Raw genomic sequence first — 2,177 nt, 5'->3', positions numbered from 1 at the left:
GGTCGTGGACCAGGACGTCAGCAACCGGCACGAGGTCCTGCCCGCGATGGACGCGATCCTGTCCGTGGACACCACCAAGGGCAACCGGATCTGCAACCACCACGGCATCGCCATCACCCCGGCCGTCGTCGACGGGTGGATCGTGCGGGTCCCGGAGAGCCTGCTCGACATCGTCTCCCGCACCACCGGCCGCGCCCCGGTCGTCATGCCGCTGACCATGCAGGACATCACCCCGTACGGCAACGGCGTCTACCACGTGAACTCGATCCTGCAGCCGTCCACGGCCACCAGCGCCCCGGTCGTGGGCGTGGCCATCGTGACCGAGGAGGCCGTGGCCGGGTCGGCCACCGGCGCCACGGACCTGCGCAGCGTGGAGAGCGCGGTCCGGTTCGTCATCGAGACCGCGAAGGACTACGGCCGCGGCATCGCCCGCTTCGTCGACGCCGACGAGGTGCGGCGGCTCCAGGAGCTGTACGGGAGCATGTCCCACCTGCGCGGCGCGGGCGAGTCCGCCGCCTCCTGAGGCGCTGAGCCTCGGAGGTCTCGGGGGACGCCGTCCCGCCCGGGCCGCGGGGCGGGACGGCGTTCCCCGTTCCCCGGCAGGGCACGGCACGGGCCCGGACCGGTCGCCGGCGCCGGACCCGGCCCGGCTGGTCGGCGCGGCGAGGTCCCCGCCCGGTGGGGACGCCCACCGCGACGCCTGCGCCCGGGGGTCGGCGCTGTCGCGTCGCGGGCGGAGCCAGGGGGTCGACGCGGCCCGCCGTACGTACCCCGGCTGACCCCGCCGCAGGTGGGAGACGGGACGGGCCCCGCCGACCCCCTCGCGCAGGGGAGCGGCGGGGCCCGCCGTGCTCGGGCCCTCGGGGCGGTCAGGCACCGCCCAGGGTCGAGGCGTCGATGACGAACCGGTACCGCACGTCCGAGGCGAGCACCCGCTCCCATGCCTCGTTGATCTGGTCGGCGCGGACGATCTCGACCTCGGGGGCGATGCCGTGCTCGGCGCAGAAGTCCAGCATCTCCTGGGTCTGGGCGATACCGCCGATCTTGGAACCGGCGAACGAGCGGCGGTTCTCGAACAGCGTGAACAGCGTCACCGCCACCGGCTCCGGCGGCGCGCCCACGCTCACGATCGCGCCGTCCAGGGCCAGCAGGTTCAGGTAGGCGTCCAGGTCGATGGGCGCGCTGACCGTGTTGACGATCAGGTCGAAGGTGTTGGCCAGCCGCTCGAAGGTGTCCGGGTCGCTGGTGGCGTGGTAGTGGTCGGCGCCGAACCGCAGCCCGTCCTCGCGCTTCTTCATGCTCTGCGAGAGCACCGTCACCTCCGCCCCCATGGCGTGGGCGAGCTTGACCGCCATGTGCCCGAGGCCGCCCAGCCCGACCACGGCGACCTTCCTGCCCGGCCCGGCGTTCCAGTTGCGCAGTGGCGAGTAGGTGGTGATCCCCGCGCACAGCAGCGGTGCGGCCTTCTCGAAGGGGATGGCCTCGGGGACGCGCAGCGCGAAGTGCTCGTCCACGACGATGCGCTGGGAGTACCCGCCCTGGGTCACGGTCCCGTCCCGGTCGGTGCCGTTGTAGGTGTCGGTGAACCCGCGCAGGCAGTACTGCTCCACACCGGCCAGGCAGTTCGCGCACTCCCGGCAGGAGTCGACCATGCAGCCCACTCCCACCCGGTCGCCGACCTTGTGGCGGGTGACCTCGGAGCCGACCTCGGCGACCACACCGGCGATCTCGTGCCCCACGGTCAACGGGTAGGGGACCTCGCCCCAGTCCCCGCGGACGGTGTGGATGTCGGAGTGGCAGATCCCCGCCCAGGCGATGTCGATCAGGACGTCCTTCGGGCCGACCTCCCTGCGCTCGATCGTGCCCGGCGCCAGGGGCGCGGTCGCCGACGAGGCCGTGTAGGCGTGAACGAGGGACATGGATCTCCTCAGAAGAGTTCGTGTTGGACGCGCGTCGAACCCCGTACGAGGGCGCGGTCAGCCCTTCGGGCACGGGTCGACGGGGACGGCCGGCCGCGCATGCCGCGTCGGCCGCCTCCGGCAGTCAAACACCCCGACGACGCGTTTGGGAGGTTCTGTCAGTGCCCGTCACGGCAGTGCCCCCTTCCGGTGCTTCGCCGTCCTTTCCCGGAGGGCGGCCTCCCTGGGCCCGGCGGGTCCGGGACCGAGGCGGGCCGC

General features: G+C 73.1%; 2 protein-coding genes. One reads left to right on the top strand and one right to left on the bottom strand.

All coding sequences use genetic code 11. The features are described 5' to 3' along the window. Positions 1-523, top strand: a 523-nt coding sequence (locus DQW06_RS26540; RefSeq protein WP_117199525.1) for a DUF1177 family protein, incomplete at its 5' end; no start/stop codon positions are given. A gap of 346 nt (positions 524-869) precedes the next feature. Here DQW06_RS26540 and DQW06_RS26530 read toward each other — a convergent pair. Beyond that, positions 870-1,919 carry an NAD(P)-dependent alcohol dehydrogenase gene (locus DQW06_RS26530; protein ID WP_013152725.1) on the bottom strand — a complete coding sequence of 350 codons (1,050 nt, stop codon included), beginning with the start codon at positions 1,917-1,919 and terminating at the stop codon, positions 870-872. Positions 1,920-2,177: the final 258 nt, after the last annotated feature.

Source organism: Nocardiopsis sp. TNDT3 (assembly GCF_003427465.1).
Taxonomy (GTDB): domain Bacteria; phylum Actinomycetota; class Actinomycetes; order Streptosporangiales; family Streptosporangiaceae; genus Nocardiopsis; species Nocardiopsis dassonvillei.
The sequence above is the reverse complement of the archived record's forward strand: the minus strand, read 5'-3'. Positions and strand labels throughout refer to the sequence as shown.

Bases quoted from the DNA above. Each gene is read 5' to 3' on its own strand.
- DQW06_RS26530 (WP_013152725.1), bottom strand. From the start codon at position 1,919: ATGTCCCTCGTTCACGCCTACACGGCCTCGTCGGCGACCGCGCCCCTG.